General features: G+C 40.8%; 30 protein-coding genes. All 30 read left to right on the forward strand.

The window, feature by feature from the left end; all coding sequences use genetic code 11:
• The first annotated feature begins 50 nt into the window (after nucleotides 1–50).
• The 30 genes from rpsP (at nucleotide 51) to flgD (ending at nucleotide 26,385) form a co-directional block, all read left to right on the forward strand.
• A complete protein-coding gene (gene rpsP / locus NST01_RS07845; protein WP_008344841.1) occupies nucleotides 51–323 on the forward strand; it encodes a 30S ribosomal protein S16 in 273 nt (90 codons plus the stop codon).
• Nucleotides 323–568, forward strand: a complete 246-nt coding sequence (locus NST01_RS07850) for a KH domain-containing protein (RefSeq protein ID WP_012009937.1) — start codon at nucleotides 323–325, stop codon at nucleotides 566–568. The genes rpsP and NST01_RS07850 overlap by 1 nt, the downstream gene beginning before the upstream one ends.
• Nucleotides 569–671: 103 nt before the next feature.
• The gene (locus NST01_RS07855) at nucleotides 672–1,058 is read left to right on the forward strand and encodes a YlqD family protein (protein ID WP_008344839.1); all 387 of its coding nucleotides are present in this window, start codon (nucleotides 672–674) and stop codon (nucleotides 1,056–1,058) included.
• A gap of 8 nt (nucleotides 1,059–1,066) precedes the next feature.
• The gene (gene rimM / locus NST01_RS07860) at nucleotides 1,067–1,591 is read left to right on the forward strand and encodes a ribosome maturation factor RimM (protein WP_008344836.1); all 525 of its coding nucleotides are present in this window, start codon (nucleotides 1,067–1,069) and stop codon (nucleotides 1,589–1,591) included.
• On the forward strand, nucleotides 1,588–2,322 hold the full coding sequence (trmD, locus tag NST01_RS07865; RefSeq protein WP_007499635.1) for a tRNA (guanosine(37)-N1)-methyltransferase TrmD: 735 nt from the start codon (nucleotides 1,588–1,590) through the stop codon (nucleotides 2,320–2,322). The genes rimM and trmD overlap by 4 nt, the downstream gene beginning before the upstream one ends.
• Nucleotides 2,323–2,459: 137 nt before the next feature.
• On the forward strand, nucleotides 2,460–2,807 hold the full coding sequence (gene rplS / locus NST01_RS07870) for a 50S ribosomal protein L19 (RefSeq protein WP_008344834.1): 348 nt from the start codon (nucleotides 2,460–2,462) through the stop codon (nucleotides 2,805–2,807).
• Nucleotides 2,808–2,897: 90 nt separating this feature from the next.
• Nucleotides 2,898–3,746: a ribosome biogenesis GTPase YlqF gene (gene ylqF, locus NST01_RS07875; RefSeq protein ID WP_007499632.1), complete on the forward strand. Its 849-nt coding sequence runs from the start codon at nucleotides 2,898–2,900 to the stop codon at nucleotides 3,744–3,746.
• Nucleotides 3,747–3,822: 76 nt separating this feature from the next.
• Entirely contained in the window at nucleotides 3,823–4,587 is a 765-nt protein-coding gene (locus tag NST01_RS07880) for a ribonuclease HII (RefSeq protein WP_046526651.1), read from the forward strand.
• Between the two features lie 28 nt (nucleotides 4,588–4,615).
• Complete coding sequence (locus tag NST01_RS07885; protein ID WP_050827260.1) at nucleotides 4,616–6,352, forward strand: hypothetical protein; 1,737 nt, start codon at nucleotides 4,616–4,618, stop codon at nucleotides 6,350–6,352.
• On the forward strand, nucleotides 6,349–6,624 hold the full coding sequence (locus NST01_RS07890) for a FlhB-like flagellar biosynthesis protein (RefSeq protein ID WP_048002829.1): 276 nt from the start codon (nucleotides 6,349–6,351) through the stop codon (nucleotides 6,622–6,624). Before NST01_RS07885 ends, NST01_RS07890 begins: the two co-directional genes overlap by 4 nt.
• Nucleotides 6,625–6,800: 176 nt before the next feature.
• On the forward strand, nucleotides 6,801–7,961 hold the full coding sequence (sucC, locus tag NST01_RS07895; RefSeq protein ID WP_008344824.1) for an ADP-forming succinate--CoA ligase subunit beta: 1,161 nt from the start codon (nucleotides 6,801–6,803) through the stop codon (nucleotides 7,959–7,961).
• Nucleotides 7,962–7,983: 22 nt separating this feature from the next.
• A complete protein-coding gene (gene sucD / locus NST01_RS07900; protein ID WP_007499624.1) occupies nucleotides 7,984–8,886 on the forward strand; it encodes a succinate--CoA ligase subunit alpha in 903 nt (300 codons plus the stop codon).
• A gap of 63 nt (nucleotides 8,887–8,949) precedes the next feature.
• Nucleotides 8,950–9,852, forward strand: a complete 903-nt coding sequence (gene dprA / locus NST01_RS07905) for a DNA-processing protein DprA (RefSeq protein ID WP_213406616.1) — start codon at nucleotides 8,950–8,952, stop codon at nucleotides 9,850–9,852.
• 194 nt (nucleotides 9,853–10,046) lie between these two features.
• A complete protein-coding gene (gene topA / locus NST01_RS07910) occupies nucleotides 10,047–12,122 on the forward strand; it encodes a type I DNA topoisomerase (protein WP_046526653.1) in 2,076 nt (691 codons plus the stop codon).
• A 70-nt stretch (nucleotides 12,123–12,192) separates the two neighbouring features.
• Entirely contained in the window at nucleotides 12,193–13,497 is a 1,305-nt protein-coding gene (trmFO, locus tag NST01_RS07915) for an FADH(2)-oxidizing methylenetetrahydrofolate--tRNA-(uracil(54)-C(5))-methyltransferase TrmFO (RefSeq protein ID WP_007499618.1), read from the forward strand.
• A 62-nt stretch (nucleotides 13,498–13,559) separates the two neighbouring features.
• Nucleotides 13,560–14,477, forward strand: coding sequence for a tyrosine recombinase XerC (gene xerC, locus NST01_RS07920; RefSeq protein ID WP_007499616.1), 918 nt, complete (start codon nucleotides 13,560–13,562; stop codon nucleotides 14,475–14,477).
• 14 nt (nucleotides 14,478–14,491) lie between these two features.
• Nucleotides 14,492–15,037: an ATP-dependent protease subunit HslV gene (gene hslV / locus NST01_RS07925; protein ID WP_007499614.1), complete on the forward strand. Its 546-nt coding sequence runs from the start codon at nucleotides 14,492–14,494 to the stop codon at nucleotides 15,035–15,037.
• Nucleotides 15,038–15,053: 16 nt separating this feature from the next.
• Complete coding sequence (hslU, locus tag NST01_RS07930) at nucleotides 15,054–16,454, forward strand: HslU--HslV peptidase ATPase subunit (protein ID WP_341041747.1); 1,401 nt, start codon at nucleotides 15,054–15,056, stop codon at nucleotides 16,452–16,454.
• Nucleotides 16,455–16,488: 34 nt separating this feature from the next.
• Entirely contained in the window at nucleotides 16,489–17,268 is a 780-nt protein-coding gene (gene codY, locus NST01_RS07935; RefSeq protein ID WP_007499612.1) for a GTP-sensing pleiotropic transcriptional regulator CodY, read from the forward strand.
• A 288-nt stretch (nucleotides 17,269–17,556) separates the two neighbouring features.
• Nucleotides 17,557–17,946, forward strand: a complete 390-nt coding sequence (gene flgB, locus NST01_RS07940) for a flagellar basal body rod protein FlgB (RefSeq protein ID WP_017359092.1) — start codon at nucleotides 17,557–17,559, stop codon at nucleotides 17,944–17,946.
• Nucleotides 17,946–18,398, forward strand: a complete 453-nt coding sequence (flgC, locus tag NST01_RS07945; RefSeq protein ID WP_008344813.1) for a flagellar basal body rod protein FlgC — start codon at nucleotides 17,946–17,948, stop codon at nucleotides 18,396–18,398. The genes flgB and flgC overlap by 1 nt, the downstream gene beginning before the upstream one ends.
• Before the next feature lie 11 nt (nucleotides 18,399–18,409).
• Nucleotides 18,410–18,727, forward strand: coding sequence for a flagellar hook-basal body complex protein FliE (gene fliE, locus NST01_RS07950; protein ID WP_007499609.1), 318 nt, complete (start codon nucleotides 18,410–18,412; stop codon nucleotides 18,725–18,727).
• A gap of 50 nt (nucleotides 18,728–18,777) precedes the next feature.
• Nucleotides 18,778–20,370, forward strand: a complete 1,593-nt coding sequence (fliF, locus tag NST01_RS07955) for a flagellar basal-body MS-ring/collar protein FliF (protein ID WP_007499608.1) — start codon at nucleotides 18,778–18,780, stop codon at nucleotides 20,368–20,370.
• A gap of 11 nt (nucleotides 20,371–20,381) precedes the next feature.
• Nucleotides 20,382–21,398: a flagellar motor switch protein FliG gene (gene fliG, locus NST01_RS07960; RefSeq protein ID WP_017367244.1), complete on the forward strand. Its 1,017-nt coding sequence runs from the start codon at nucleotides 20,382–20,384 to the stop codon at nucleotides 21,396–21,398.
• The gene (gene fliH, locus NST01_RS07965) at nucleotides 21,391–22,155 is read left to right on the forward strand and encodes a flagellar assembly protein FliH (protein ID WP_048002828.1); all 765 of its coding nucleotides are present in this window, start codon (nucleotides 21,391–21,393) and stop codon (nucleotides 22,153–22,155) included. Before fliG ends, fliH begins: the two co-directional genes overlap by 8 nt.
• Entirely contained in the window at nucleotides 22,152–23,468 is a 1,317-nt protein-coding gene (gene fliI / locus NST01_RS07970; protein ID WP_008344803.1) for a flagellar protein export ATPase FliI, read from the forward strand. The genes fliH and fliI overlap by 4 nt, the downstream gene beginning before the upstream one ends.
• An 8-nt stretch (nucleotides 23,469–23,476) precedes the next feature.
• The gene (gene fliJ, locus NST01_RS07975) at nucleotides 23,477–23,920 is read left to right on the forward strand and encodes a flagellar export protein FliJ (RefSeq protein WP_024720352.1); all 444 of its coding nucleotides are present in this window, start codon (nucleotides 23,477–23,479) and stop codon (nucleotides 23,918–23,920) included.
• A gap of 12 nt (nucleotides 23,921–23,932) precedes the next feature.
• Nucleotides 23,933–24,619, forward strand: a complete 687-nt coding sequence (locus tag NST01_RS07980; protein WP_017359089.1) for a MotE family protein — start codon at nucleotides 23,933–23,935, stop codon at nucleotides 24,617–24,619.
• Nucleotides 24,620–25,942, forward strand: a complete 1,323-nt coding sequence (gene fliK, locus NST01_RS07985; protein WP_048002827.1) for a flagellar hook-length control protein FliK — start codon at nucleotides 24,620–24,622, stop codon at nucleotides 25,940–25,942.
• Nucleotides 25,942–26,385, forward strand: coding sequence for a flagellar hook assembly protein FlgD (flgD, locus tag NST01_RS07990; protein ID WP_035392066.1), 444 nt, complete (start codon nucleotides 25,942–25,944; stop codon nucleotides 26,383–26,385). The genes fliK and flgD overlap by 1 nt, the downstream gene beginning before the upstream one ends.
• The last annotated feature ends 9 nt before the right edge of the window (nucleotides 26,386–26,394 follow it).

Consider the following 26,394-nt stretch of genomic DNA (forward strand, 5'->3'; position numbering starts at 1 on the left):
TCATTGTTAATATACTATCTTGTTGAAATATTTTCGGAGGTGCTAGTAAAATGGCAGTAAAAATTCGTTTAAAACGTATGGGAGCAAAAAAATCTCCTTTCTATCGTATTGTTGTAGCAGATTCTCGTTCACCACGTGACGGTCGTTTCATCGAAACAGTTGGAACTTACAACCCAGTGGTATCACCAGCTGAGGTGAAAATCAACGAAGAATTAGCGCTTAAATGGCTTCAAAATGGTGCGAAACCATCTGATACAGTTCGTAACCTTTTCTCAAGCCAAGGAATTCTTGAAAAATTTCATAATGCGAAAAACAGCAAATAATGAATGAGCTGTCCTTGGAAGAATTGATTGTGTCCATCGTCGAGCCACTTGTTGATTTCCCTGAAGATATTCACGTATCTTCATTAGAAAAAGATGAGCAGGTCATTTACACACTGTCTGTCAATGCTGAAGATACCGGAAAAGTGATCGGTAAGCAGGGACGTACAGCTAAAGCGATACGAACAGTCATGTTTGCAGCAAGTGCAGAGTCTTCTAAGAAAGTTCAACTTGAGATTGCTGACTAAAAAGGGAGAGGGCTTAGGACCTCCCCTTTTTTTACACGTTTAAATCTATTTTTCGTTATACTGTAGAGGACAAATGCCTTCGGATAGGGGGACAAAAAGGAAGATGCAGATCATTCAACATGTCACCGTCATGCAAGTATTAACTGAAAGCAGTAAGGACAAACTGTTAACGACTTTTTTGGAGAAAAAAGAAAGACTAGAACGTGAGTGCAATCAACTATATTTTCAACTAAAAAAGCATGAAAAAGAACCACATCAGCAAGAAGCCATCCCTCAATTTCAAAAAGCCATTGAAAAAAGACAAGAGAAAATGAGGCAAATTGATTTTCAAGTCGAGCAGCTTCATATCTTGCCTCTTGGCAGTGAAATGAAAGAAACAGAAGTGGATGCGCTGATTGAAGTAAAAATAGGTGATAAATGGGATGACAAAATGCAAGACAATGTCATCGTCGTGAAAGACGGCACCATTGTGGAAATACGTCAGGGGTGATTGAGAACATGGAGCTAGAATGGTTGAATGTCGGAAAGATCGTCAATACACATGGAGTGCGCGGAGAAGTACGTGTTGTGTCAAAGACTGATTTCCCAGAAGAACGCTACAAAAAAGGCAGCGTCCTTTATATTTTCAAACAAAATCAAAAAGAACCGCTAAAAGTGACTGTCGCATCACATAGACAGCACAAACAATTTGATTTACTGACATTTGAAGAAGTCGGCTCGTTAAATGAAGCTGAGCAATTAAAAGAGTCGATTTTAAAAGTAGAAAAAGAACATCTTGGTTCATTAGATGAAGGGGAATTCTATTTCCACGAAATCATCGGCTGTGAAGTATATGATGAAGAGGACAAACTGATTGGTCAAATCAAAGAAGTTTTAACGCCAGGGGCAAATGATGTATGGGTGGTTGGAAGAAAAGGCAAAAAAGATGCCCTCATCCCTTATATTCCATCTGTCGTCAAAACAGTTGATATTTCATCCAAGAAAGTACACATTGAAGTGATGGAAGGACTCATTGACGAATGAAAATTGACTTCTTAACACTGTTTCCTGAAATGTTTGAAGGGGTGCTTCACTCATCGATCTTAAAAAAAGCTCAGGAAAAAGATGCGGTCTCATTTGATGTCGTGAATTTTAGGGAGTATTCCGATCATAAACATAAAACAGTGGATGACTATCCGTATGGCGGCGGTGCTGGCATGGTTCTGAAAGCACAGCCTGTATTTGATGCGGTAGAAGATTTAACGAAAAAAGCAAACAAGAAGCCCCGCATTATTCTTGTCTGTCCTCAAGGAGAAAGATATACACAAAAGAAAGCAGAAGAGCTTGCAAAAGAAGAGCATCTTATGTTCATTTGCGGCCACTATGAAGGCTACGATGAGCGCATCAGGGAGCATCTTGTCACAGATGAAATCTCAATCGGAGATTTCGTTCTCACAGGCGGAGAGCTGCCGGCGATGATGATTGCAGACAGTGTGGTCAGGCTTTTGCCTCATGTGCTTGGAAAAGAAGCGTCTCATATCGAAGATTCATTTAGTACAGGTCTGCTTGAGCATCCGCACTATACAAGACCAGCTGATTATAAAGGATTGAAAGTACCAGATGTGCTTCTCTCTGGAAATCATGCCAAAATTGAAGAGTGGCGGCGTAAAGAATCGTTGAAGCGAACCTATACAAGACGGCCAGATTTGATCGATTCTTGCAAAACATTAACGGATGAAGAAAAAAGATGGCTTTGGCAGCTTCATAATGACTAGATTGTATTGCACAAGGTATACAGGTGTGGTATGATACTACTTGTGACTTGGACGGCTTGCCGATTCAAGTTTGAAAACGATGTTCCGCTGCAATGAAGAAAGAGGACATGAGCATCTGTTGGAAGGAGTTGAAAACGATGCAACAATTGATTGAAGAAATCACAAAAGAACAATTACGCACTGATCTTCCTGCGTTCCGTCCTGGTGACACTTTACGTGTACACGTGAAAGTTGTCGAGGGTACTCGTGAGCGTATCCAGATCTTTGAAGGTGTTGTAATTAAGCGTCGTGGTGGTGGAATCAGCGAAACTTTCACAGTTCGTAAGATCTCTTACGGTGTAGGCGTTGAGCGTACATTCCCTGTACACACACCAAAAATCGCTAAGATCGAAGTTGTACGTCACGGTAAGGTACGTCGTGCGAAACTTTACTACCTACGTGAACTTCGCGGTAAAGCGGCTCGTATCAAAGAAATCAGACGATAATGATATCAAAGGAAAGAGCTTGTTACCTGTAACAGGCTCTTTTTTTGTACAATGTATAGAGACAACCGTTAGAAGAGAGAAGGTGCACATATGACAATTCAATGGTTTCCAGGCCATATGGCAAAAGCAAGACGGGAAGTCACAGAAAAATTAAAGCTCATCGACATCGTATTTGAATTAACCGATGCAAGGATTCCGATGTCCTCTAGAAACCCAATGATTGAAGAAATCCTCCAAAACAAACCGAAAATTATGCTTTTGAACAAAGCAGATAAAGCAGATCCTCGTATGACAAAAGAGTGGCAGGCACACTTTGAAGCGCAAGGTGTACGGTCGCTTGCCATTAATTCTGTCGATGGACAAGGGTTAAATCAAATCATTACGACATCAAAAGAAATATTAAAAGAAAAGTTCGATCGAATGAAAGCAAAAGGTGTTAAGCCGCGTGCCATTCGAGCTTTGATTATCGGAATTCCCAATGTCGGCAAATCAACGCTGATCAATCGGTTGGCAAAGAAAAATATTGCGAAAACAGGAGATCGACCTGGTATTACGACGTCACAGCAATGGGTGAAGGTAGGAAAAGAACTTGAACTGCTCGATACCCCCGGAATTCTCTGGCCGAAATTTGAAGATGAACAAGTAGGTCTTAGGCTGGCCGTCACCGGAGCGATTAAAGACTCAATCATCAACTTGCAGGATGTCGCCGTTTATGCGCTACGCTTTTTAGAAGAGCACTATCCAGAGCGATTAAAAAAACGCTATGATCTAGCAGAAATACCTGAAGATACAGTTGAGCTGTTTGATGCCATTGGCACAAAACGCGGCTGTCTGATGAGTGGAGGATTCATTAATTACGACAAAACGACCGAAATCATCATTCGGGATATTCGAACGGAAAAATTTGGTCCCCTCACTTTTGAGAAGCCTGAAAGCTAAAAGACACGCAGCTCATGCGGGTCTTTATTTTTTGCGAAAAACTGCCGATATAAAGAAGGAGGCTGCGGAAAAGCCAATGTACACGGTCAAACAAATAAAAGCATTAATAGAACAACATGCTGACGACGAGTCATACATTCGTGAACTATTGAAAGACGATACAAGAAAAAGTGTCCAGAAGCTGATGGACAAATGGAACAAAGAGAGAGAAAAGCAGCAAGAACTACATGCAGCATGGAAGCAAATGCTGCAATTTGAAACCAAAGCAAAAGCGCAAGGATACACTTATATTGCAGGCATAGATGAAGCAGGAAGAGGACCACTCGCTGGCCCAGTGGTTGCGGCAGCTGTGATATTAAAAGAAGATACCGTCCTACTCGGTTTAAATGATTCAAAACAGCTATCTGAGAAAAAAAGAATGACCTATTATGAGCTCATTCAAAAGGAAGCGCTCGACATCGGCATCGGCATTGTTGATGCGGCAACGATTGACGAAATCAATATATACGAAGCATCAAGACTGGCGATGGTGAGGGCTGTAAAGCAGCTCACTCACACACCTGATTATCTACTCATAGATGCGATGACGCTCCCGCTTCCTACTCAACAGGAGAATATCATCAAAGGAGATGCTAAAAGCGCATCCATCGCAGCTGGTGCATGTATTGCCAAAGTGACAAGGGACCAAATGATGGAAGAGTATGGACGCCAGTACCCTGAGTATCAATTTGAAAAACATAAAGGGTATGGAACGAAAGAGCACCTTGCTGCCATTCAAACACATGGCGCCACACCTATCCACCGGTTATCATTTGCACCAGTGAAATCTGTTATTTCATAAATATTTTGACACAAGGAGGCTGCCTGTGATGACAAGAGTTGAAGATATACATACTGCACTGAATAGTCGGCTGAATACGGCAGAATCTGTTCCGCTTAACACGGAAGGAAAGGAAAATATTCACCGGCTCATTCTCGGCAAAGTACTGAAAATGCTCGGGGATGATACAGCACTTGTTCAAATAGGTTCGACCAAAATCAAAGCGCAGCTAGCGGCTCAGCTCAAAGCCGATTCTTTCTACTGGTTCCAATTAGAACAAGAAGGTGGAGGCAGTCTGAGTAAATTAAGACCTGTTCAGCAATTTGACCAAGATCCTAAAACATTAAAGGATGCCGCAGCTAAACTACTAGAAGGTCTGTCGCTTAAAAATGGACTTGAACAAATGTTAACAGCTACAGCTTTTTTAAAAGAAAAACCGGTCATCAACGAAGCAGAGTTAAAAACGGCAGTAAAATGGATTGAACAACTTCAAGGTGCGGATATCAAAAAAGGTCTGCAAGCACTTCTTTTTGCTTTAAAGAAAGATTTGCCGATTCAACAAGGAGTGCTCCAATCAATATTAGCGATGAAATCCCCCTCTGCACTTCATCAGGATGTGACAGCACTGCTAGATCGATTAACACAGCTTCCGAAGCAATCAGAAGCCACACAGGCTCTTACACAGGCCGTTCGTACGGTTGTAAATGCTGAGACAACCGTTCATGCAGAAAAGCTCTTATCGGTGCTTCTAGGAGCAAAAGAAGGTCAAACGAAGCAAGGAGAAAGCTTGCAGCAAGTGCAGCCTCATGTCAATCCGGCTCAGCAAACAAAGCAGAGCCAGCCCACCGCTATACAACAAGGGCGACAGGCGGATACAGTGAATCAGAACAGCGTGCAGCAATTATTAAGTCCAAAACAGCTCCCGCTTCAGCAAATAGAACGCATTCTGACGAGCATCACAAAGCAAGGTACAGACGGACAGCAGCAGCTTGATGTAAAACAACTCACATCACTGGTTCAAGCAGTCCAGCAGGCAGGGCCACAGGCTGACGCAAAGGCAGCCGTGCTTCAAAGGGAATTTCCGTTTCTTTCAAAAACAGAGGCGAACGCATTGGTAAAGGTCATTCAGCAGACTGAACCAGCATTAGGCAATAAAACCGATGTACTCAATTTACTGATGACGATGAAAAAAGCGATAGGTGTACGAGATGAAATTGGGATGCTGAAATTACTGGAAAAGGGCAGCCAAGATGTCAAAAGCCAAGAGCTTCACCAATTAAAGATGGTTTTAAATGATGCAAGGCAAGCTGATGTTCCCGAGCCCGTAAAAAAAGAAGTGGATCAATTATTCCATAGATTAAATGGGCAGTTACTAGTGCATCAGGAAAACCAAACAGTTAGTCAAATGATGGTTTCTTACCCTCTTTTCTCAAAACATAGTGTTCAAGATTTAACCTTTATTCTAAAAGGGCATAAGAAAAAAGATGGCTCTATTGATATTTCTCAGTGCCGTTTAATGTTTTATTTAAACATGGAAAACTTAGAAGAAACGTTAATAGACTGTACGATTCAGCAAAAAGTGATGTCAATTACAGTCGAGACGGCTCACGAACTGCAAGGGACCATTAATCCAATGATTCCAGCTGTTCGAGAGAATTTAAATGCCCTAGGGTATAGTTTGACGGGGATTACAGCGAAAAAGAGAGAAGAGCCAATTGATCCGTCTGACTTTCTAGATGAACACTTTCATAAAATCAGCGAGAAAGGGCTGGACTTACGAGTATGAAAGATTCAAAACCGCTTAGAAGAGCGATCGCTCTACACTATGATGAAGAAAAACAAAAAGCGCCAAAAGTCGTTGCAACAGGCAGTGGCTATGTGGCTGATCATATTATTGAAGAAGCTCAAAAAGCTGGAGTCCCTATTCAAGAAGACCGTAATTTAGTAGAACTGATGCGCCACTTAACGCTCGATGAGGAAATCCCAGAAGCGTTATACGATACTGTAGCAGAAATATTTTCATTTATCTATCGATTGGATCAAAAAATGAAAAAATAAGGTAAAATAAGTGTTTTGACTGAAAAATTTATATTTTTAATAAAATAAAAGTTTGAATGTTTAGAAGGATTTTACGATTTTACATAGAACCCTAGACATTCTCTTTTTTATTCTTTAAAATGAAAGCGCAGTCTATTTTATAATTTTTGTTTCTACATATGTTGGGAGGATGGGAAATGAATATCCATGAGTACCAAGGAAAAGAAATCCTAAGAAAATATGGGGTTTCAGTTCCAAATGGTAAAGTAGCATTTACACCTGATGAAGCAGTGAAAGCATCAGAAGAGCTTGGAAGCTCTGTATATGTCGTAAAAGCACAGATTCATGCAGGCGGCCGTGGTAAAGCAGGTGGGGTAAAAATTGCAAAAACAAAAGATGAAGTGAAAGGGTTTGCAGAGGAATTGCTCGGCAAGACACTTGTCACACATCAAACAGGGCCTGAAGGGCGCGAAATAAAACGCTTACTTATTGAAGAAGGCTGCGATATTCAAAAAGAGTACTATGTAGGACTCGTTTTGGATAGAGCGACATCAAGAATTGTTTTGATGGCTTCTGAAGAAGGCGGTACTGAAATTGAAGAAGTAGCAGAAAAAACGCCAGAAAAAATCGTGAAAGTGGTCATCGACCCAGCGATTGGTCTCCAAGCCTATCAGGCGAGAGAAGTTGCGTTTAAAATTAATATTCCAACAAAATTAGTTGGTCAAGCTGTTAAGTTTATGACAAGCCTTTACAATGCGTTTATTGAAAAGGATTGTTCAATTGCCGAGATAAATCCTCTTGTTGTAACAGGTGATGGAAAAGTCATGGCACTTGATGCAAAATTAAACTTTGATAGCAATGCCTTATATAGACAAAAAGATATATTAGAATACCGTGACCTTGATGAAGAAGATCCAAAGGAGATTGAAGCATCTAAATATGACCTAAGCTACATTTCACTAGATGGGAATATTGGCTGTATGGTGAATGGAGCAGGCCTTGCGATGTCTACAATGGATATCATCAAGCATTACGGCGGGGACCCTGCAAACTTCCTTGATGTTGGCGGCGGTGCAACTGCTGAAAAAGTAACGGAAGCATTTAAAATCATCTTATCTGATCAAAATGTCAAAGGGATTTTCGTGAACATTTTTGGCGGCATCATGAAATGTGATGTCATTGCAGAAGGTGTTGTTGAAGCGACGAAACAAGTCGGCTTAACATTACCACTCGTTGTACGTCTTGAAGGAACAAACGTTGAATTAGGGAAGAAAATCCTGAGTGATTCAGGCTTAAATATCACTTCTGCTGAGTCTATGGCTGACGGGGCAGAAAAGATTGTATCTTTAGTCAAGTAGAGCAGAAAGGCAGGGAACCTAAATGAGTGTATTTATTAATAAAAATACGAGAGTAATTGTTCAGGGGATTACCGGTTCAACCGCATTATTCCATACAAAACAAATGATTGAGTATGGAACAAATATCGTTGGCGGTGTCACACCTGGAAAAGGTGGAACTGAAGTAGAGGGAGTTCCTGTATTTAATACTGTATCTGAAGCAGTACAGACAACTGGAGCAAATGCTTCTGTTATCTATGTACCAGCACCATTTGCAGCAGACGCCATTTTAGAGGCTGTTGATGCAGAAGTGGATCTAGTGATTTGTATCACAGAACACATTCCAGTTCTGGATATGGTTAAAGTGAAACGCTATATGGAAGGTAAGAAGACAAGACTTGTTGGACCGAACTGTCCTGGTGTGATTACACCTGAAGAATGTAAAATTGGCATCATGCCTGGCTACATTCATAAAAAAGGTCATGTTGGTGTTGTGTCTCGTTCTGGAACGCTTACATATGAAGCGGTACATCAGCTTTCAGAGGCTGGTGTTGGTCAATCAACAGCTGTAGGAATTGGCGGCGACCCTGTCAATGGTACGAACTTTATTGATGTATTAAAAGCCTTCAATGAAGATCCTGAAACGCATGCTGTGATCATGATTGGTGAAATCGGCGGTACTGCTGAAGAAGAAGCAGCTGAATGGGTAAAAGCAAATATGACCAAGCCGGTTGTTGGCTTTATTGGCGGTAAAACAGCGCCTCCAGGAAAACGTATGGGACATGCTGGTGCCATTATTTCTGGTGGTAAAGGAACTGCTGATGAAAAAGTAAAAACAATGCGTGAATGTGGAATTGAAGTGGCAGAGACACCATCTGTCATGGGAGAAACCTTAATTAAAGTGTTAAAAGAGAAGAATCTCTTCGAAGCTTGTAAAACGCATTAATGACACAAGAAGACTTGTTCTTTGACAAGTCTTCTTCTTTCTATCTTAAACTGGAGGAATGGTATGTACAACGTGTCCGAAAGAATGATTTTTCACCGCTTAAAAGGCCTCATCTCACCCTCTTTGTTAACAAAATGGTGGAAAGTCGATCCTGAGCTATATATAAATGAAGAAACACATCATTTCAAACAGGATCGATCATTACAAAAGATCGACTTTACCCGCTTACAACAAGCTGAAGAAAATGAATTCCCCATTTTTCAACACATCGTTCAAGCCTATTTAAAGCAAAATATTCACATGATTCCCATCACATCACCTTTATATCCCAGCTCACTAAAACACATTTATGATCCTCCCCCAGTATTATTCCTAAAAGGAAACGTTACCTATTTAAATGAAGAAAAAAGTTTAGGTGTAGTAGGTACACGAGTGCCATCCTGTTATGGAGAAGCGTGCGTGAAGAAAATTGTTGGAGAACTAGTAGAGGAAGATTGGATGATTGTGAGCGGTTTAGCAAAAGGAATTGATGGACTTGCACACAAAGAGTGCATAAGAAAAAAAGGAAAAACGATTGGTGTTGTAGCTGGTGGCTTTCAACATGTATATCCAAAAGAACATGTGCAAATGGCTCAATATATGGGAGAACATCATTTACTGTTGTCAGAGCATCCGCCTTATATCAAACCAGAAAAATGGCATTTTCCAATGAGAAACCGATTAATTAGTGCCCTGACAAGAGGAACCATCGTGGTTCAATGCAAAGAAAAGAGCGGATCGCTTATTACAGCCTATCAGGCATTAGAGCAAGGAAAAGAAGTGTTTGCTGTTGCAGGATCGATCTTTGATTCTAATTCTATAGGTCCAGCTAGACTGATTCAGCAAGGTGCCAAGCTTGTTCATTCAACGAAGGATATTTTAGAGGAATTCTCCTTGAGCGGTGTTCAATATACTGAACTCCCATAAAAATATCGTTTGACAAAAGACATCGGAATATTTAATAATAGTGAGGATTTAAGTTTACACTTTGTTTTTCGTGTTTATAATGATGTTCATCATAAAGAATTTTTAACGATTGCCTGTTAGATAGGTGCAATTAACATAAATATAAATTTGTGAAATGGATAAAGAGAGAACACCTCTTAAGGGGGATTTTGAGTATGGCTGATTATTTAGTCATCGTTGAGTCGCCAGCAAAGGCGAAAACGATTGAGCGTTATTTAGGAAAAAAGTATAAAGTAAAGGCTTCAATGGGGCATGTAAGGGATTTACCGAAAAGTCAGCTTGGTGTTGACACTGAGCATGACTTCGAACCGAGATATATTACGATTCGAGGAAAAGGTCCAGTCTTAAAAGAATTAAAAACAGCAGCGAAGAAAGCAAAAAAAGTATATCTCGCAGCTGACCCCGACAGAGAGGGAGAAGCGATTGCTTGGCATTTAGCCCACAGCCTTGACCTTGACCTCTCTTCAGATTGCCGCGTTGTCTTTAACGAGATTACAAAAGATGCAATTAAAGATTCCTTTAAACATCCACGTATGATCGATATGGACTTGGTTGATGCGCAGCAGGCAAGACGGATTTTAGATCGTCTCGTTGGATATAAAATCAGCCCGATTTTATGGAAGAAAGTCAAAAAGGGTTTAAGCGCCGGTCGTGTTCAATCAGTTGCACTCCGCCTGATTATTGACCGCGAGAATGAAATTAATGAATTCAAACCAGAAGAATACTGGACAATTGATGGCACCTTCCTAAAAGGGAAAGAAAGTTTTGAAGCGAGTTTCTTTGGCGTAAATGGCAAAAAACATCCGCTAAAAACAAAAGAAGATGTAAAAGAAATCCTTGCGAAATTAAAAGGAAGCAAGTTTTCTGTTGAAAAAGTGACGAAAAAAGAACGTAAACGCAACCCAGCTGTTCCGTTTACAACATCTACCTTACAACAAGAGGCAGCGAGAAAACTAAACTTCCGTGCGAAGAAAACGATGATGATTGCACAGCAATTATATGAAGGAATTGATCTTGGTAAAGAAGGTACAGTAGGTCTCATTACATATATGAGAACGGACTCAACACGTATTTCCAATACGGCAATTGAAGAAGTATCTGCTTTCATTGATCAAACGTACGGCAAGAATTTCTTGAATACAACAAAACGTACTGCCAAAAAGAACGAAAATGCACAGGATGCTCACGAAGCCATCCGTCCGACTTCTACGCTAAGAAAACCAGCAGATGTCAAACACGTGCTAAGTAGAGATCAGCTTCGTCTTTATAAATTGATTTGGGAACGTTTTGTGGCAAGCCAAATGGCACCAGCTGTTCTTGATACAATGAGTGTGGATCTTGAAAATAACGGGCTTACTTTCCGTGCAAATGGAAGTAAGGTGAAATTCCCTGGATTTATGAAAGTATATGTTGAAGGGAAGGACGACCAGTTAGAAGAAAAGGACAAAATGCTTCCTGATCTGAAAGAGGGGGATACCGTTCTTTCAAAAGATATTGAACCAGAGCAGCACTTCACGCAGCCGCCTCCACGTTACACTGAGGCAAGACTTGTCAAAACCCTTGAAGAGCTAGGTATCGGCCGCCCATCGACGTATGCACCAACATTAGATACCATTCAAAAGCGCGGCTACGTGGCACTTGATAACAAACGGTTTATTCCAACAGAGCTTGGAGAGATTGTGCTCAACTTAATTATTGAATTCTTCCCTGAAATCATTAACGTAGAATTTACTGCGAAAATGGAAAAAGAACTTGATAGCGTTGAAGAAGGTACGATTGAATGGGTACGCATTATCGACAGTTTCTATCAAGATTTTGCAAAAAGGGTAGAAAAAGCAGAAGCAGAGATGCAGGAAGTTGAGATCGAGCCTGAATACGCCGGAGTTGATTGCGAAGAGTGTGGTCATCCAATGGTGTACAAAATGGGGAGATACGGTAAGTTCATGGCATGCTCTAATTTCCCTGACTGCCGTAACACAAAACCAATTGTCAAAGATATTGGTGTCAAATGCCCGACTTGTCACGAAGGAAATATCGTTGAACGGAAATCTAAGAAGCGCCGCATTTTTTACGGTTGCGATCGTTTTCCAGAGTGTGAATTCGTCTCTTGGGACAAACCAATTGAAAGAAAGTGTCCAAAATGCGAAAATATGCTTGTAGAGAAAAAGCTGAAAAAAGGCATTCAAGTTCAATGTGTGAACTGTGATTATAAAGAGGAACAACAAAAATAGCGGTGAGCAGCCTTGTTCACCTGCTTTTTTATGTCATTAAATAGAACTTACGAAATAGGAGAGTTGTACAATGAGTCAATTTGTAAATGTGATCGGAGCAGGTTTAGCAGGAAGTGAAGCGGCATGGCAAATTGCCAAGCGCGGAATTAAAGTCCATCTGTATGAAATGAGACCTGTCAAACAAACACCAGCTCACCACACTGATAAATTTGCGGAGCTCGTATGCAGTAACTCATTGCGTGCGAATGCTTTAACGAACGCAGTCGGTGTTTTAAAGGAAGAAATGCGTCATTTAGATTCAGCAATCATCGCAGCAGCAGATGAAAGCTCGGTTCCTGCTGGTGGAGCGCTTGCAGTAGATCGTCATGAATTTGCAGCTAACGTCACAGACCGTGTGAAAAATCACCCGAATGTGACCGTCTTTCAAGAAGAAGTGCAAAGCATTCCAGAAGGTCCGACGATTATCGCAACGGGTCCTCTTACATCAGAAGCACTTTCAAAAGAATTGAAATCTTTAACAGGTGAAGAGTATTTATATTTCTACGATGCAGCAGCGCCGATCCTCGAGAAAGACAGCATCGATATGGATAAAGTGTACTTGAAATCACGTTATGATAAAGGGGAAGCGGCTTATTTAAACTGTCCGATGACAGAAGAAGAATTCGATCGTTTTTATGAGGCGCTCATTTCGGCTGAAACTGTGCCGTTAAAAGAGTTTGAAAAAGAAATCTTCTTCGAAGGCTGTATGCCCATTGAAGTCATGGCCAAAAGAGGGAAAAAAACCATGCTCTTTGGACCGATGAAACCAGTTGGACTTGAAGATCCGAAAACAGGAAAAAGACCTTACGCTGTTGTTCAATTAAGACAGGATGATGCAGCAGGTACTTTATATAATATTGTTGGTTTCCAAACACATCTGAAGTGGGGCGATCAAAAGGAAGTATTTCGTTTGATCCCAGGTCTTGAAGAGGCAGAGATTGTTCGTTATGGTGTGATGCACCGTAATACATTTATTAACTCGCCAAGCCTTCTAAAACCGACGTATCAATTTAAAAATAGAGACGACTTATTCTTTGCCGGACAAATGACTGGTGTTGAAGGATATGTTGAGTCCGCGGCTTCAGGACTAGTGGCTGGAATCAACGCAGCTCGTTTTGTTAAAGGAGAAGAGCTTGTGACACTTCCAGAAGAAACAGCGATTGGCAGTATGGCTTACTACATCACATCAACAAACAAGAAAAGCTTCCAGCCGATGAATGCAAACTTTGGCTTGCTGAAAGATCTTGGCGTTCGAATTAAAAACAAACAAGAGCGCTATGCAGAGTACGCTAAACGCGCAATCGAAACTATTCAAACTATTTCGAAATCTCTGTAGTAAAACATTGCACGGGAAGCAAGATATGTGATACCATTTAAAAGCCTTAAAGAGGTGTAAAAATGACAGATAAACAGCGTCTTGTCCACTTATTCATTGAATATTTGCAGATTGAAAAGAACTATTCAGCTTTAACGATCTCAGGTTATACTGAGGCGATTGAAGAGTTTGTCAGATTTATGAACATTCAAGGAATAGACGGTTTTGAAGAGGTATCCTATCAAGATACGAGAATTTATTTAACAGAAGCTTATGAAAAAGGCCTTACAAGAAGAACGATTAGTAAGAAAGTCTCTGCACTTCGCAGCTTTTATAAATTTTTATTAAGAGAACAGCTTGTGAAAGAAAATCCTTTTTTACTCGTTAGCTTACCAAAGCAGGATAAGCGAATTCCTTCATTTTTGTATGAAGAGGAACTAAAAGAGCTATTTACAGTTTCTGATGTAAATACACCGCTTGGTCAAAGAAATCAAGCCATTTTAGAACTTCTTTATGCAACAGGTATGAGGGTTAGTGAGTTATGTTCATTAAAAGAATCTGATCTTGATTTATCGATGGATACAGTGCTTGTTCATGGGAAAGGCAGCAAACAGCGGTATGTACCTTTCGGCTCTTATGCACATGAAGCGCTCTCCACATATTTAGAGGATGGAAGGCAGAAGCTGAAAGTGAAGGGAAAGGATCGTGCTGATTCACATGTGTTTTTGAATCAGCGCGGAGCTCCTCTTACAGACAGAGGCGTTCGATTCATTCTCACTGAATTAATGAAAAAGGCATCTGGCACATTACATATCCATCCTCACATGTTAAGGCACACCTTTGCTACGCATCTTTTAAACGAGGGAGCGGATTTAAGAAGTGTTCAAGAACTTCTCGGTCACTCAAATTTATCATCAACACAGGTGTACACGCATGTATCAAAAGATTCTTTAAGAAAAACGTACATGTCTCATCACCCAAGGGCTTTTAAACGATCCTAAAAGGAGGTTTTTTCATGTCATCATTTCATGCAACCACAATCTTTGCCGTTCAACATAAAGGGAAAAGTGCGATGGCTGGGGACGGTCAAGTCACTTTTGGGCAGGCTGTCGTCATGAAACACACAGCAAAAAAAGTGCGCCGTCTTTTCGGAGGCAAAGTACTCGCAGGTTTTGCTGGTTCAGTTGCAGATGCATTTACACTCTTTGAGAAGTTTGAAACGAAGCTTGAAGAATACGGTGGTAACCTAAAACGAGCAGCTGTAGAACTGGCGAAAGAATGGCGAAGTGACAAGATGCTCAGACAGCTTGAGGCCATGCTGATCGTCATGAATAAAGAAAGCATCCTGCTCGTATCTGGAACAGGAGAGGTCATCGAGCCAGACGATGGCATTTTGGCTATCGGGTCAGGCGGTAACTACGCGCTTAGCGCCGGGAGAGCACTCAAAAAACATGCAGGTGACCATCTCTCAGCTCGAGAGATTGCAAAGGCGGCTCTTGAAACGGCCGGAGAAATCTGTGTCTACACGAACGATCAAATCACTTTAGAAGAGCTTGAATAGAAAGGACATGAGACGTATGGAGAAAAAGCCGTTCACCCCAAGAGAGATAGTTGAAAAGCTCGATCAGTACATTATTGGTCAGCTTGATGCGAAAAAAGCAGTGGCGGTGGCTTTAAGAAACCGTTACAGAAGAAGTCTTTTACATGATAAGCTAAAGGATGAAGTCGTTCCTAAAAACATCTTAATGATTGGTCCGACAGGTGTGGGGAAAACAGAAATTGCCCGCAGAATTGCAAGGATTTCTGGTGCACCTTTCATTAAAGTGGAAGCGACGAAGTTTACTGAAGTTGGATATGTCGGACGTGACGTAGAATCAATGATCAGAGATTTAGTGGAAACAGCAATCAGACTAGTCAAAGAAGAAAAAATGAAGGATGTTCAAGAAGAAGCGGAAAAACAAGCAAACAAACGGCTTGTTCATCTACTTGTTCCTGGAAAGAAAAAAAGTCAGTCTGTGAAAAATCCTTTTGAGATGCTGTTTGGTGGTTCTGATGCTGATGAAAGTGATCGAGATCACTCAAGTGAAGAAGTAGAGCTTGAGTCGACGAGAAAACGCATTGCGCACCAGCTGGCGATGGGTGAACTTGAAGACCATTACGTCACGATTGAAGTTGAAGAGCAGCAGCCTTCCATGTTTGATATGCTTCAAGGCTCGGGTATGGAGCAAATGGGTATGAACATGCAGGATGCGCTTAGCAATCTCATGCCTAAAAAGAAAAAACGCAGAAAGCTGACCGTCAGAGAAGCGAGAAAAGCGTTAACTGCTGAGGAAGCTTCAAAACTGATTGATATGGATGAAGTCGGTCAGGAAGCCGTGCAAAAAGCAGAGCAGCAAGGAATCATCTTTATCGATGAAATCGATAAAATTGCCAAAAGCGGTGGTGCATCGTCTGCAGATGTTTCTCGTGAAGGGGTTCAACGTGATATTTTACCGATTGTAGAAGGTTCCACTGTGATGACGAAGTATGGGGCTGTGAAAACAGATCATGTTCTATTTGTAGCAGCAGGCGCTTTTCATATGGCGAAACCCTCGGATTTGATTCCAGAGCTTCAAGGGCGCTTCCCAATCCGTGTAGAATTAGATAAATTAAGTATAGAAGACTTTGTGAAAATCTTAACGGAACCAGATAACGCGTTATTAAAGCAATATAAGGCTTTACTTGAAACAGAAGGTATATCTCTTGAATTTTCTGACGATGCTATTCATAAGATTGCCGAAGTGGCTTATCACGTCAATCAGGAGACGGATAACATCGGTGCAAGAAGGCTTCACACCATACTTGAGAAGCTGCTAGAAGAGCTCTCATTTGAGGCGCCTGATATTACAATGGAAACAGTGACTATTACCCCTCAGTATGTAGAAGAGAAGCTAGGAAAGATTGCAAATAACAAAGACTTAAGTCAATTTATACTTTAACAAATGAATAAAGTAATCTAGGAGGATCATTATTATGGCGTTACTACAAAAAACAAGGATTATTAACTCGATGCTGCAAGATGCAGCGGGGAAACCGGTTAATTTTAAAGAAATGGCAGAAACACTGAGAGATGTCATTGATTCAAACATTTTCGTATTAAGCAGAAGAGGGAAGCTTCTTGGCTACTCCATTAACCAGCAGATTGAAAATGCACGTATGAAAAAAATGCTGGAAGATCGTCAGTTCCCTGAAGAATATACAAAAAGCTTATTCAATGTCCCTGAAACATCTTCAAACCTTGACATCAACAGTGAGTACACAGCTTTCCCGATTGAGAACCGTGATTTATTCCAATCAGGTTTGACAACGATTGTGCCAATCATCGGAGGCGGAGACCGCTTAGGGACGTTAATCCTTTCTCGTTTGCAAGATACATTCACAGATGATGATTTAATTCTTGCTGAATACGGCGCAACAGTTGTTGGAATGGAGATTCTTCGCGAGAAAGCGGAAGAAATTGAAGAAGAAGCAAGAAGTAAAGCGGTTGTTCAAATGGCGATCAGCTCTCTTTCATATAGTGAGCTTGAAGCGATTGAGCATATCTTTGAAGAACTTGATGGAAACGAAGGGCTGCTTGTGGCAAGCAAGATTGCTGACCGTGTAGGAATCACTCGTTCAGTGATCGTAAACGCACTTCGTAAATTAGAAAGTGCAGGCGTTATTGAATCTCGTTCTCTTGGAATGAAGGGAACATACATCAAAGTATTAAACAACAAATTTTTAATTGAACTTGAAAATTTAAAATCTCACTAATCAAAAAACCCTTTTCGGCCGAAATAAACGCTGAAAAGGGTTTTTTTGTATAAAAAAAGAGGATTTGTCCGAAAAATGACACTCTTTTTTCCAAGAAACCCCTTACAATTCTGTAGTGCTTTGAATCTAGGTCTTTATACCTATTCGTAAAATAGATATATATTACGAGTTTTTTTTACAATTACATCATAGACTTTAATCCTATTATTTCTTACAATGAACATATGGTTTTACAAATCTCGACATGATTAAATGGAATGAAATACATATGATTGGAGGTATATGGTTTTGGATATATTTTCTGGAACGATAAGCAACCTTGAGAATGCCTTGGGCAGAGCGAATGTTAAGCAAAAAGTCATAAGCAATAATATCGCGAATATAGACACACCGAACTACAAGTCTAAAAAAGTTGCATTCCACGACATGCTAAATGATGCGTCAATCAAATTAGATGCTAAAAAAACATACCAAGGTCACATTGATTTTTCTAAAACAGGGTCTAATTATTCAGTTGTTTCGAGTAACCGTACTTCTTATCAAGAAAACGGAAATAATGTCGATATTGATCAAGAGATGAGTGAACTCGCTAAAAACCAAATTCAGTATAATGCGTTGGTTGAAAGAATGAGCGGAAAGTTCAATTCTCTTAAAACAGTTTTGACAGGAGGTAAGTGATGTCAATTTTTTCAGGCGTTAACGCTTCGGCCTCAGCATTAACAGCACAGAGGCTCAGAATGGACGTTGTATCCTCAAACCTTGCGAATATGGATACAACAAGAGCTAAACAGGTTGATGGCGAGTGGGAGCCTTATAGACGCAAGCTCGTCACATTACAGCCGTCAGGTGAATCATTTTCATCTATATTGAACTCAAGCATGAATTCGAGCGGCAAATTAGGAAACGGCGTCAAAGTAACGAAAATTACTGAAGACGAAACTCCATTCAACCTTCAATATGATCCTACAAATCCCGATGCCAATGAAAATGGATATGTTCAAACACCAAACGTTGATCCATTAAAGGAAATGGTTGATCTCATCAGCAGCTCAAGATCATATGAAGCAAACGTGACTGCGCTGAATGCGAATAAAAGCATGCTGATGAAAGCTTTAGAAATAGGAAAGTAAGGTGAAAAGAATTGGTTAACGCAATATCTCCTTTCCAGCTTCAAACCGCTCAGCAAGCAAGTGAATTGACGAATGCATCGTCTGTGCAGGCGGCTGCACCTAAAAGTCAAACGAATTTCTCTGATGTGCTGAAGAATTCCATTGAGGCATTAAATCAATCACAGCTGAAATCAGACCAGTATACGAATGCTCTCGCACAAGGGAAAGATGTCAATCTCGATGAAGTCATGATTGCTTCACAAAAAGCGAGTGTGACACTCACAGCTGCAACCGAGTTTCGGAATAAAGCAGTCGAAGCGTACCAAGAGATTATGAGAATGCAGATGTAGGAGGTGCTGGTGGACAAAAAATAGACTGAATGGAATGACCGGGGGTTAAGATGAATCGTACTTTAATGCAATTAAGAACAAAAACAGTTGAGTTTTGGCGAAATCGATCAAAATTACAAAAAATACTCATGATTGGCGGCGTAGCTGCCCTAGCAATCATTATTACGGTTGTTAGCATCTTTGCTTCTTCTGAAAAAATGGTTCCGTTGTTTAGAGATTTGTCTGAGGCAGAAGCAGGACAAATCAAACAGGAACTGGATGGCAAAAACGTTAAATCGGAACTTGCAAATAACGGAACGACGATTTTAGTTCCAGAAAAGCAAGCAGACACTTTAAAAGTCACACTCGCATCAGAAGGACTTCCTAAAACGGGGAATATTGACTACTCCTTCTTTGCGAACAATTCCGGCTTCGGTTTAACAGATAATGAATTTGATGTTCTGAAAGTAGACGCAACTCAGACAGAACTATCCAATCTGATCAACACGATTGATGGGATTAAAGATTCAAAGGTTATGATTAACCTGCCAAAAGATTCCGTTTTTGTTGGAGAAGAGCAAAGTAATGCATCAGCATCAATTGTGCTGCAAGTTCAACCAGGCTACACGCTTACTCAGCAACAAGTAAAAGGCCTTTATCATCTTATTTCAAAAAGTGTGCCGAATTTAAAAACAGAAAACATTGTCATTATGGACCAAGATTCCAACTACTATGACTTAAACAGCAGCTCAGATTCCTATGCAAGTGGAATGGATGCACAGCAGCAGAAAAAAGAGGAGATTGAAAAGAATCTTCAACGAAAAATTCAACAGCTGCTTGGAACGATGATGGGTCAAGAGAAAGTTGCCGTATCGGTCACTACAGACATTGATTTTACTGAAGAAAAAAGAAAAGAAGATCTTGTCGAACCAGTTGATCAAGAAAACATGCAAGGAATTGCTGTCAGCGCTGAAAAGATTGCTGAAACTTATTCAGGTAATGGCGCAGCAGCTGGAGGCACCGCTGGAACAGGTGACGATGATGTCACAAATTATCAAGGTGCCGATGGAACGAATGGAAGCGGAGATTACGAAAAGAGCGAAGATCGTATCAATTATGAAGTCAACCGCATTCATAAAGATATCAAAGAAAGTCCTTATAAAATCAGAGACGTTGGCATTCAGGCACTGGTTGAACCACCTACTGCAAACGATCCGACCTCATTAACTGCTGAAAGGCAGGATGATATCAAAAAAATTCTTTCAACCATCATCAGTACATCGATTGATAAAGAATACACAAACGGTCAAGCGCTCACTCAAGCAGACTTAGATAACAAAATCGTTTTATCTGTATCAAAATTAGACGGTAAACAGCAAACGGCAGCAGAAAACCCTTCAAACAATATTCCGATTTGGGTTTATATTGTTGGCGGTGTGCTACTACTTGCCATTATCGCTCTCATTATCCTTCTCGTACGTAAGCGAAGAAAAGATGAGGAAGAAGAGTTTGAGTTTGATGAACGTACACCAATTCATGTTCCTGATATCGATACTGAGCCAGAAACAGAAGAAATGGTGAGAAAAAATCAGCTTGAAAAAATGGCAAAAGATAAACCAGAAGACTTTGCTAAATTGCTACGCAGCTGGCTGTCCGAGGATTAGGAGGAATACACATGTCGAGAAAAGATCCAAATCGACTAACAGGCAGACAAAAAGCAGCAATCCTAATGATTTCCTTAGGGCTAGACGTGTCAGCATCTGTATACAAACATCTGTCTGAAGACGAAATAGAAAAATTAACATTAGAAATTTCCAATGTAAGAAGTGTAGATACTGCTAAAAAAGATGAGATCATCGAAGAATTTCACAGCATTGCCATCGCGCAGGACTACATATCACAAGGCGGTCTGATGTACGCAAGACAAGTGCTTGAAAAAGCGCTTGGTGAGGACAAAGCGGACAGCATCTTAAATCGCTTAACATCCTCACTTCAAGTGAAACCATTTGATTTTGCTAGAAAGGCTGACCCAGAGCAAATTTTAAACTTTATCCAGCATGAGCATCCACAAACCATTGCGCTCATTCTTTCCTACCTAGATCCGGTACAGGCTGGACAGATTTTATCTGAGTTAGGCGAGGAAGTACAAACCGAGGTTGCAAGAAGAATTGCTTTAATGGACCGCACATCTCCAGAGATCATCAATGAGGTGGAACGTATTCTTGAACAAAAGCTGTCTTCAACCTTTACGCAAGATTATACCCAAACGGGCGGAGTCGAAGCGGTAGTCGAAGTCCTGAATGGTGTAGACCGTGCAACGGAGAAAACCATTTTAGATACACTGGAAATTCAAGATCCTGAGCTTGCTGATGAAATTAAGAAACGTATGTTTGTCTTTGAAGACATTGTCACTCTTGATAGCAGAGCCATTCAGCGCGTGATTCGAGATGTTGAAAATGACGATTTACTGCTTTCACTCAAAGTGGCAAGCGAAGAAGTCAAAGAAATTGTCTTCCGCAACATGTCGCAACGTATGGTCGAAACGTTCAAAGAAGAAATGGAGTTTATGGGACCTGTCCGGCTTAGAGATGTCGAGGAAGCACAGACTCGTATTGTCAGTATCGTAAGACGACTTGAAGAGGCTGGAGAAATCGTCATAGCTCGAGGTGGAGGAGACGATATCATTGTCTAGGATTATCAAACATGAAACATCTGTTATTCCTGAACAAGGCCGTCAAACCATTCCCTTACAGCAAGTGGAATTCAAAAGAGAACATCACGAAGAAGAGCTTGTCAACGAGACAGAAGCATCTCAGCTTGTATTAAGTGATGCACAAGATGAAGCAAGCCGTATTTTAGAAAAAGCAAATCGTGAGCTGGAACAAACAATGGCTGAAATCAATCAGCGGCGAGCTGATTTTGAAGCAGAAAGAGTACAGCTCATTGAAGAAGCAAAACAAACAGGATATCAAGATGGTTTTCAAAAGGGCGAAGCAGATGCGAATTTACAGTATCAATCGATTCTTGATCAAGCGAATGACATTGTCAGCCTTGCAAAGCAGGACTATGAAGCAAAAATCGAAAGCTCTGCTGAAGAAATTGTCGAACTTGCGTTTGAGCTCGCTAAACGAGTATGGAATGCAGTTGAGGACACAAAAGAACAATTTTTAACGCTAGTGAAGCAGGTCATTTCAGAAGTGAAAGAATATGACGATATTTCCATCTATGTCGACCCTGCACATTACGAGCATGTGATGGAATATAAAGATGAATTAAATAGAATCCTTCAAAAGAATACACATCTTGCCATTTACTCGGATGAAAAAGCACCAAAAGGTACTTGTTACGTCGAAACAAGCTTTGGAAAAGTGGAAGCGAGTGTTGATACCCAAATGAATCAGTTAAAAGAAAAGTTATTAGAAGTCATTGATTCAGGTGATCACAAATGAACATAGATGTGCTAAAAGAAACGATTGAAACTGCCGATCCTTATAAACGTTTTGGTAAAGTCAATCGAGTTGTTGGACTGATGATCGAGTCCAAGGGGCCAGAAAGCTCAATCGGTGATGTATGTCTGATTCACAAAAAAGGGAGCAAGAATCATCCGATCAAAGCAGAAGTCGTTGGCTTTAAAGATGAAAACATTTTGCTCATGCCCTACGTAGAAGCCTCTAACATCTCACCAGGCAGTCTTGTTGAAGCAACAGGTGAGTCGTTAAAGGTCAAAGTAGGAACTGGTTTAATCGGGCAGGTTGTTGATGCCTTCGGTGATCCACTGGACGGCAGCATGCTTCCTAAAGGACTTGCACCTGTCTCAACAGAACAATCTCCTCCAAACCCGATGGACAGACCGCCTATTCGTGAAAAAATGGGCGTTGGTGTCAGAGTGATTGACAGCTTGCTCACAGTCGGCACTGGTCAAAGAATTGGCATATTCGCGGGAAGCGGTGTTGGTAAAAGTACCTTGATGGGGATGATTGCCAAGCAGACAGAAGCGGATCTCAATGTCATTGCACTTGTTGGAGAGCGTGGACGTGAAGTTCGCGAGTTTATCGAAAAAGATTTAGGAGCTGAAGGACTGAAGCGTTCGATTGTTGTTGTCGCAACTTCAGATCAGCCCGCACTGACAAGATTAAAAGCAGCCTATACTGCAACGGCCATTGCTGAATATTTCAGAGACAGAGGCAAAAATGTCATGTTTATGATGGATTCTGTCACAAGGGTCGCCATGGCACAGCGAGAAATAGGACTTGCAACAGGCGAACCGCCAACAACAAAAGGATATACGCCTTCAGTGTTCGCTATACTGCCAAAATTGTTAGAACGAACTGGTACAAATCAACTTGGTTCCATCACAGCGTTTTACACAGTGCTTGTTGATGGTGACGATATGAATGAGCCGATCGCTGATACAGTGCGGGGGATTTTAGATGGCCACATAGTACTTGATCGTGCACTGGCCAACAAAGGACAGTTTCCAGCTGTCAATATTCTGAAAAGTATCAGTCGTGTCATGAGTAATATCGCAAGTCATGATCACAAGGAAGCGGCTAACCGGTTCCGCCAGCTTTTATCCACATATCAAAACGCTGAAGACCTCATTAACATTGGAGCATATAAAAAAGGCTCCTCTAAAGATATTGATGAGGCCATGCAAGCTTACCCACAACTGATTTCATTTTTGAAGCAGGACGTTGAAGAGGCTGTATCGATTGAAGACAGCGTGAGGATATTGCTCAGTTTGATGAATAGAGAGGATTGACAAAAACAGTGAGATATCAATACAAATTTCAAAAGCTCTTAGAATTGAAAGAAAGTGAAAAAGACAAATCACTCGCAGCGTATCAACAATCCGTTTCGGCATTTGAGCAAGCCGCTGAAAAACTCTATGAAAATATGAGTAAAAAAGAGCTAATGGAAAAGAGCAAAGAAGAAAAGCTGAGAAGTGGGATGAGTGTTCAAGAAATGCGTCATTACCAACAATTTGTGACGAACTTAGATAACACCATTCATCATTATCAGCAGCTTGTGATCATGAAACGCCATCAAATGAATGAAAAGCAATCTGATTTAACTGAAAAAAATATTGAGTTTAAAAAGTTTGAAAAAATGAAAGAAAAGCAATTTGAAAAGTTCTCCCTTGAACATAAGGCAATTGAAATGAAAGAAATGGATGATATCTCTATCAGCCAATTCATGTTTCAAGGACATTAGGAGTCGAGATGAATGCCTAAGAAGGAAAAAACAAAGGAATCAAGCGGCGGCGGTAAATTTCAATGGATCTTGTTTATTGTCATTATCCCATTGGTTGTGCTTGTGATTGTAACGGGCACAATCCTTTATATGGCAGGTTATGATCTAAAGAAACCGCTCCAAAACATTCCGGGGATTAGCAGCTTGGTTGGATCAGATGACACATCAAAAACGTCATCTTCAAATAACGATCAACGTGATACAGAGTTGAAAGCGTTGAAAAAGACGATTAAAGAACAAGAGAATGAACTTGAAATTGCTCAAAAAGACTTGAAGACAAGTGATGAAGAGATTAAACGATTGAATCAAAAAATCAATTCACTTGAAAAAACATCTGATAAAGAGAACACGTCAGCAAGTGACAGTTCATCAAACAGTACATCATCAAGTAATAACGCATCAGGATCTTCCTCTGATTCGTCAGCATCTTCTAATCAGCAATCAAAAGGAAAGGTCGCCAGCATTTATGAAAGCATGGATGCAGGGAAATCTGCCAAAATTCTATCAGAGCTAAGTGATAAAGAAGCTTTGAAGATCCTTGAAGAGCTGAGTAAAAATAAGCTGACGGACATATTAGCAAAACTGACACCTCAGAAGGCAGCAACGTTCACGAAGGAGCTTGCCAAAAAAGAAGAAAGTGAAAATGGAGGTGGACAATAAGTGAAGCTATTGGACATTGGAGCCTTACAGCAATCTTCCCAAGGTCTCTCGGGACTAAAGGGAGAGGGGGCAGTATCTGCTCGCGGCCTGTTTAAACAATTGTTAAATGGCGCAGGTATTCAAAGTGGTCCAGCTATTTCTCAGCCGGCGGAAACCAATCTATCCATGAATGATGCGATGCAAATCATTGAAAAATGGATGCAATCACCTGAAGAAGGAATAGATGGAGATCTTCTTGCGGCACTTCAGGCGCTGCAAGGTCAAAAGCTTGAAGGGGCTGACTTAAAGTCACTTGAAGAGCTATTTCAAAAGATGGAATCGGTTATCTATGGCGATCAGGATGAGAAGCCAGTTGCTGAACATAGTGAACAGCTCATACAAGTCCACTTTTTCTTATATCAAATACTGAATCAGCAGCCGGTGAGCTTTGATGCAAAACTTGTACAGGATATTCAAGCAAAAGGTGAAGATTTCATCAAGTTTCTAACGAAAAACGGAGCAGATGAAAAGCTCATTCAACAAGTAAAAGAGCAGTTCTTCTCGCAAGGATCGGCACCTAAGCTGAATAATATGTCGCAAAGCGAGCTGAAACACTTTAATCAGTTAATCGATCATATGATGGCGAATGCGAAAGGGTCAGATAAAGAGTGGAAAATTTCCTTAGGAGAGTTAAAAGAAATGGTTGCTCCGAGGCAAGAATCTTCCTTCTCATCTCCAGCAAAAGGTGCTGCCTCACTTGAATGGCTTATGAAAAAAGAAGTCACCAAAGGTCAAGGCACTACGGCACCTGCTTCTGAAAAAACAATCACCCATACGCTGCTTCCAGGGCATAAACAGTTCTTCCAACTGCAATTAGCTGCTCCTGTGCAGCAGACGCAAACAACTGACGAAAAGCCAGGCACGGTTGATCAGCAGATTTTAAATACGTGGAAACAAATGAAGTTCACACCATTTGGCAATTCAAGCGGACGGTTTACCGTACGATTAAATCCAGAAAATCTAGGGTTTATTACCATCCAGCTAACGAAACAAAACGGAATGTATGCGAGTAAAATTACAGCTTCAACGCAAGCAGCAAAAGAGCTGCTCGAGCATCATCTGCCGCAGCTCAAGCAGGCGCTACCGAATATGTCGGTTCAAGTTGACCGTTTCCATATACCGCTTCAGTCAAATGATCAGCCGTCTTTTGGACAATTTAATGAGGAAGGCAAGCAGCAGCCATCAAAAGGACAAAGTTTCCAGCAGCCTGATGAACAGGAAGCTGAATTCCAAGATGTACTGGATGCGCTTGTTGGATCAGAAGAAGAAGAGGAGGAGATCTAATGGCAACTGTTGATGCGACGAATAGAACAGCCGCACAAGCGGACACTTCTTCAAACGCAGCAAAGAAAACAGATACACTTGGCCGAGATCAGTTCTTGAAAATCTTGCTTACGCAGCTTCAAAACCAAGATCCGACAAACCCGATTGATGACCGTGAGTTTGTCACACAGCTTGCAACATTTTCTTCTTTAGAACAGCAAATGAATATGAACGAATCTATCACTCAAATGAATCAGATCATGTCTACATTCGTTGCACACCAAGATCCATTTACGACATATGTAGGCTGGATTGGTAAAGAAGTAGAGGGTAAACAAGATGATAAAGACATATCTGGCATTGTGAAGTCTGTGAAAAACATAAACAATGAATACTTCCTATATTTAGAAGATGGAACGAAAATCAGCCCTTGGGACGTTACAACTGTTGGAGAAAAATCGTAAGCAAATCGA

This window comes from Bacillus sp. FSL R7-0166 (assembly GCF_038008935.1).
Lineage (GTDB): Bacteria > Bacillota > Bacilli > Bacillales > Bacillaceae > Bacillus > Bacillus altitudinis.

Excerpts from the sequence above, each read along its gene's own strand:
- rpsP (WP_008344841.1), top strand. The coding sequence starts at position 51 with ATGGCAGTAAAAATTCGTTTAAAACGTATGGGAGCAAAAAAATCTCCT.
- NST01_RS07850 (WP_012009937.1), top strand. The coding sequence starts at position 323 with ATGAATGAGCTGTCCTTGGAAGAATTGATTGTGTCCATCGTCGAGCCA.
- NST01_RS07855 (WP_008344839.1), top strand. The coding sequence starts at position 672 with ATGCAGATCATTCAACATGTCACCGTCATGCAAGTATTAACTGAAAGC.
- rimM (WP_008344836.1), top strand. The coding sequence starts at position 1,067 with ATGGAGCTAGAATGGTTGAATGTCGGAAAGATCGTCAATACACATGGA.
- trmD (WP_007499635.1), top strand. The coding sequence starts at position 1,588 with ATGAAAATTGACTTCTTAACACTGTTTCCTGAAATGTTTGAAGGGGTG.
- rplS (WP_008344834.1), top strand. The coding sequence starts at position 2,460 with ATGCAACAATTGATTGAAGAAATCACAAAAGAACAATTACGCACTGAT.
- ylqF (WP_007499632.1), top strand. The coding sequence starts at position 2,898 with ATGACAATTCAATGGTTTCCAGGCCATATGGCAAAAGCAAGACGGGAA.
- NST01_RS07880 (WP_046526651.1), top strand. The coding sequence starts at position 3,823 with ATGTACACGGTCAAACAAATAAAAGCATTAATAGAACAACATGCTGAC.
- NST01_RS07885 (WP_050827260.1), top strand. The coding sequence starts at position 4,616 with ATGACAAGAGTTGAAGATATACATACTGCACTGAATAGTCGGCTGAAT.
- NST01_RS07890 (WP_048002829.1), top strand. The coding sequence starts at position 6,349 with ATGAAAGATTCAAAACCGCTTAGAAGAGCGATCGCTCTACACTATGAT.
- sucC (WP_008344824.1), top strand. The coding sequence starts at position 6,801 with ATGAATATCCATGAGTACCAAGGAAAAGAAATCCTAAGAAAATATGGG.
- sucD (WP_007499624.1), top strand. The coding sequence starts at position 7,984 with ATGAGTGTATTTATTAATAAAAATACGAGAGTAATTGTTCAGGGGATT.
- dprA (WP_213406616.1), top strand. The coding sequence starts at position 8,950 with ATGTACAACGTGTCCGAAAGAATGATTTTTCACCGCTTAAAAGGCCTC.
- topA (WP_046526653.1), top strand. The coding sequence starts at position 10,047 with ATGGCTGATTATTTAGTCATCGTTGAGTCGCCAGCAAAGGCGAAAACG.
- trmFO (WP_007499618.1), top strand. The coding sequence starts at position 12,193 with ATGAGTCAATTTGTAAATGTGATCGGAGCAGGTTTAGCAGGAAGTGAA.
- xerC (WP_007499616.1), top strand. The coding sequence starts at position 13,560 with ATGACAGATAAACAGCGTCTTGTCCACTTATTCATTGAATATTTGCAG.
- hslV (WP_007499614.1), top strand. The coding sequence starts at position 14,492 with ATGTCATCATTTCATGCAACCACAATCTTTGCCGTTCAACATAAAGGG.
- hslU (WP_341041747.1), top strand. The coding sequence starts at position 15,054 with ATGGAGAAAAAGCCGTTCACCCCAAGAGAGATAGTTGAAAAGCTCGAT.
- codY (WP_007499612.1), top strand. The coding sequence starts at position 16,489 with ATGGCGTTACTACAAAAAACAAGGATTATTAACTCGATGCTGCAAGAT.
- flgC (WP_008344813.1), top strand. The coding sequence starts at position 17,946 with ATGTCAATTTTTTCAGGCGTTAACGCTTCGGCCTCAGCATTAACAGCA.
- fliF (WP_007499608.1), top strand. The coding sequence starts at position 18,778 with ATGAATCGTACTTTAATGCAATTAAGAACAAAAACAGTTGAGTTTTGG.
- fliG (WP_017367244.1), top strand. The coding sequence starts at position 20,382 with ATGTCGAGAAAAGATCCAAATCGACTAACAGGCAGACAAAAAGCAGCA.
- fliI (WP_008344803.1), top strand. The coding sequence starts at position 22,152 with ATGAACATAGATGTGCTAAAAGAAACGATTGAAACTGCCGATCCTTAT.
- NST01_RS07980 (WP_017359089.1), top strand. The coding sequence starts at position 23,933 with ATGCCTAAGAAGGAAAAAACAAAGGAATCAAGCGGCGGCGGTAAATTT.
- flgD (WP_035392066.1), top strand. The coding sequence starts at position 25,942 with ATGGCAACTGTTGATGCGACGAATAGAACAGCCGCACAAGCGGACACT.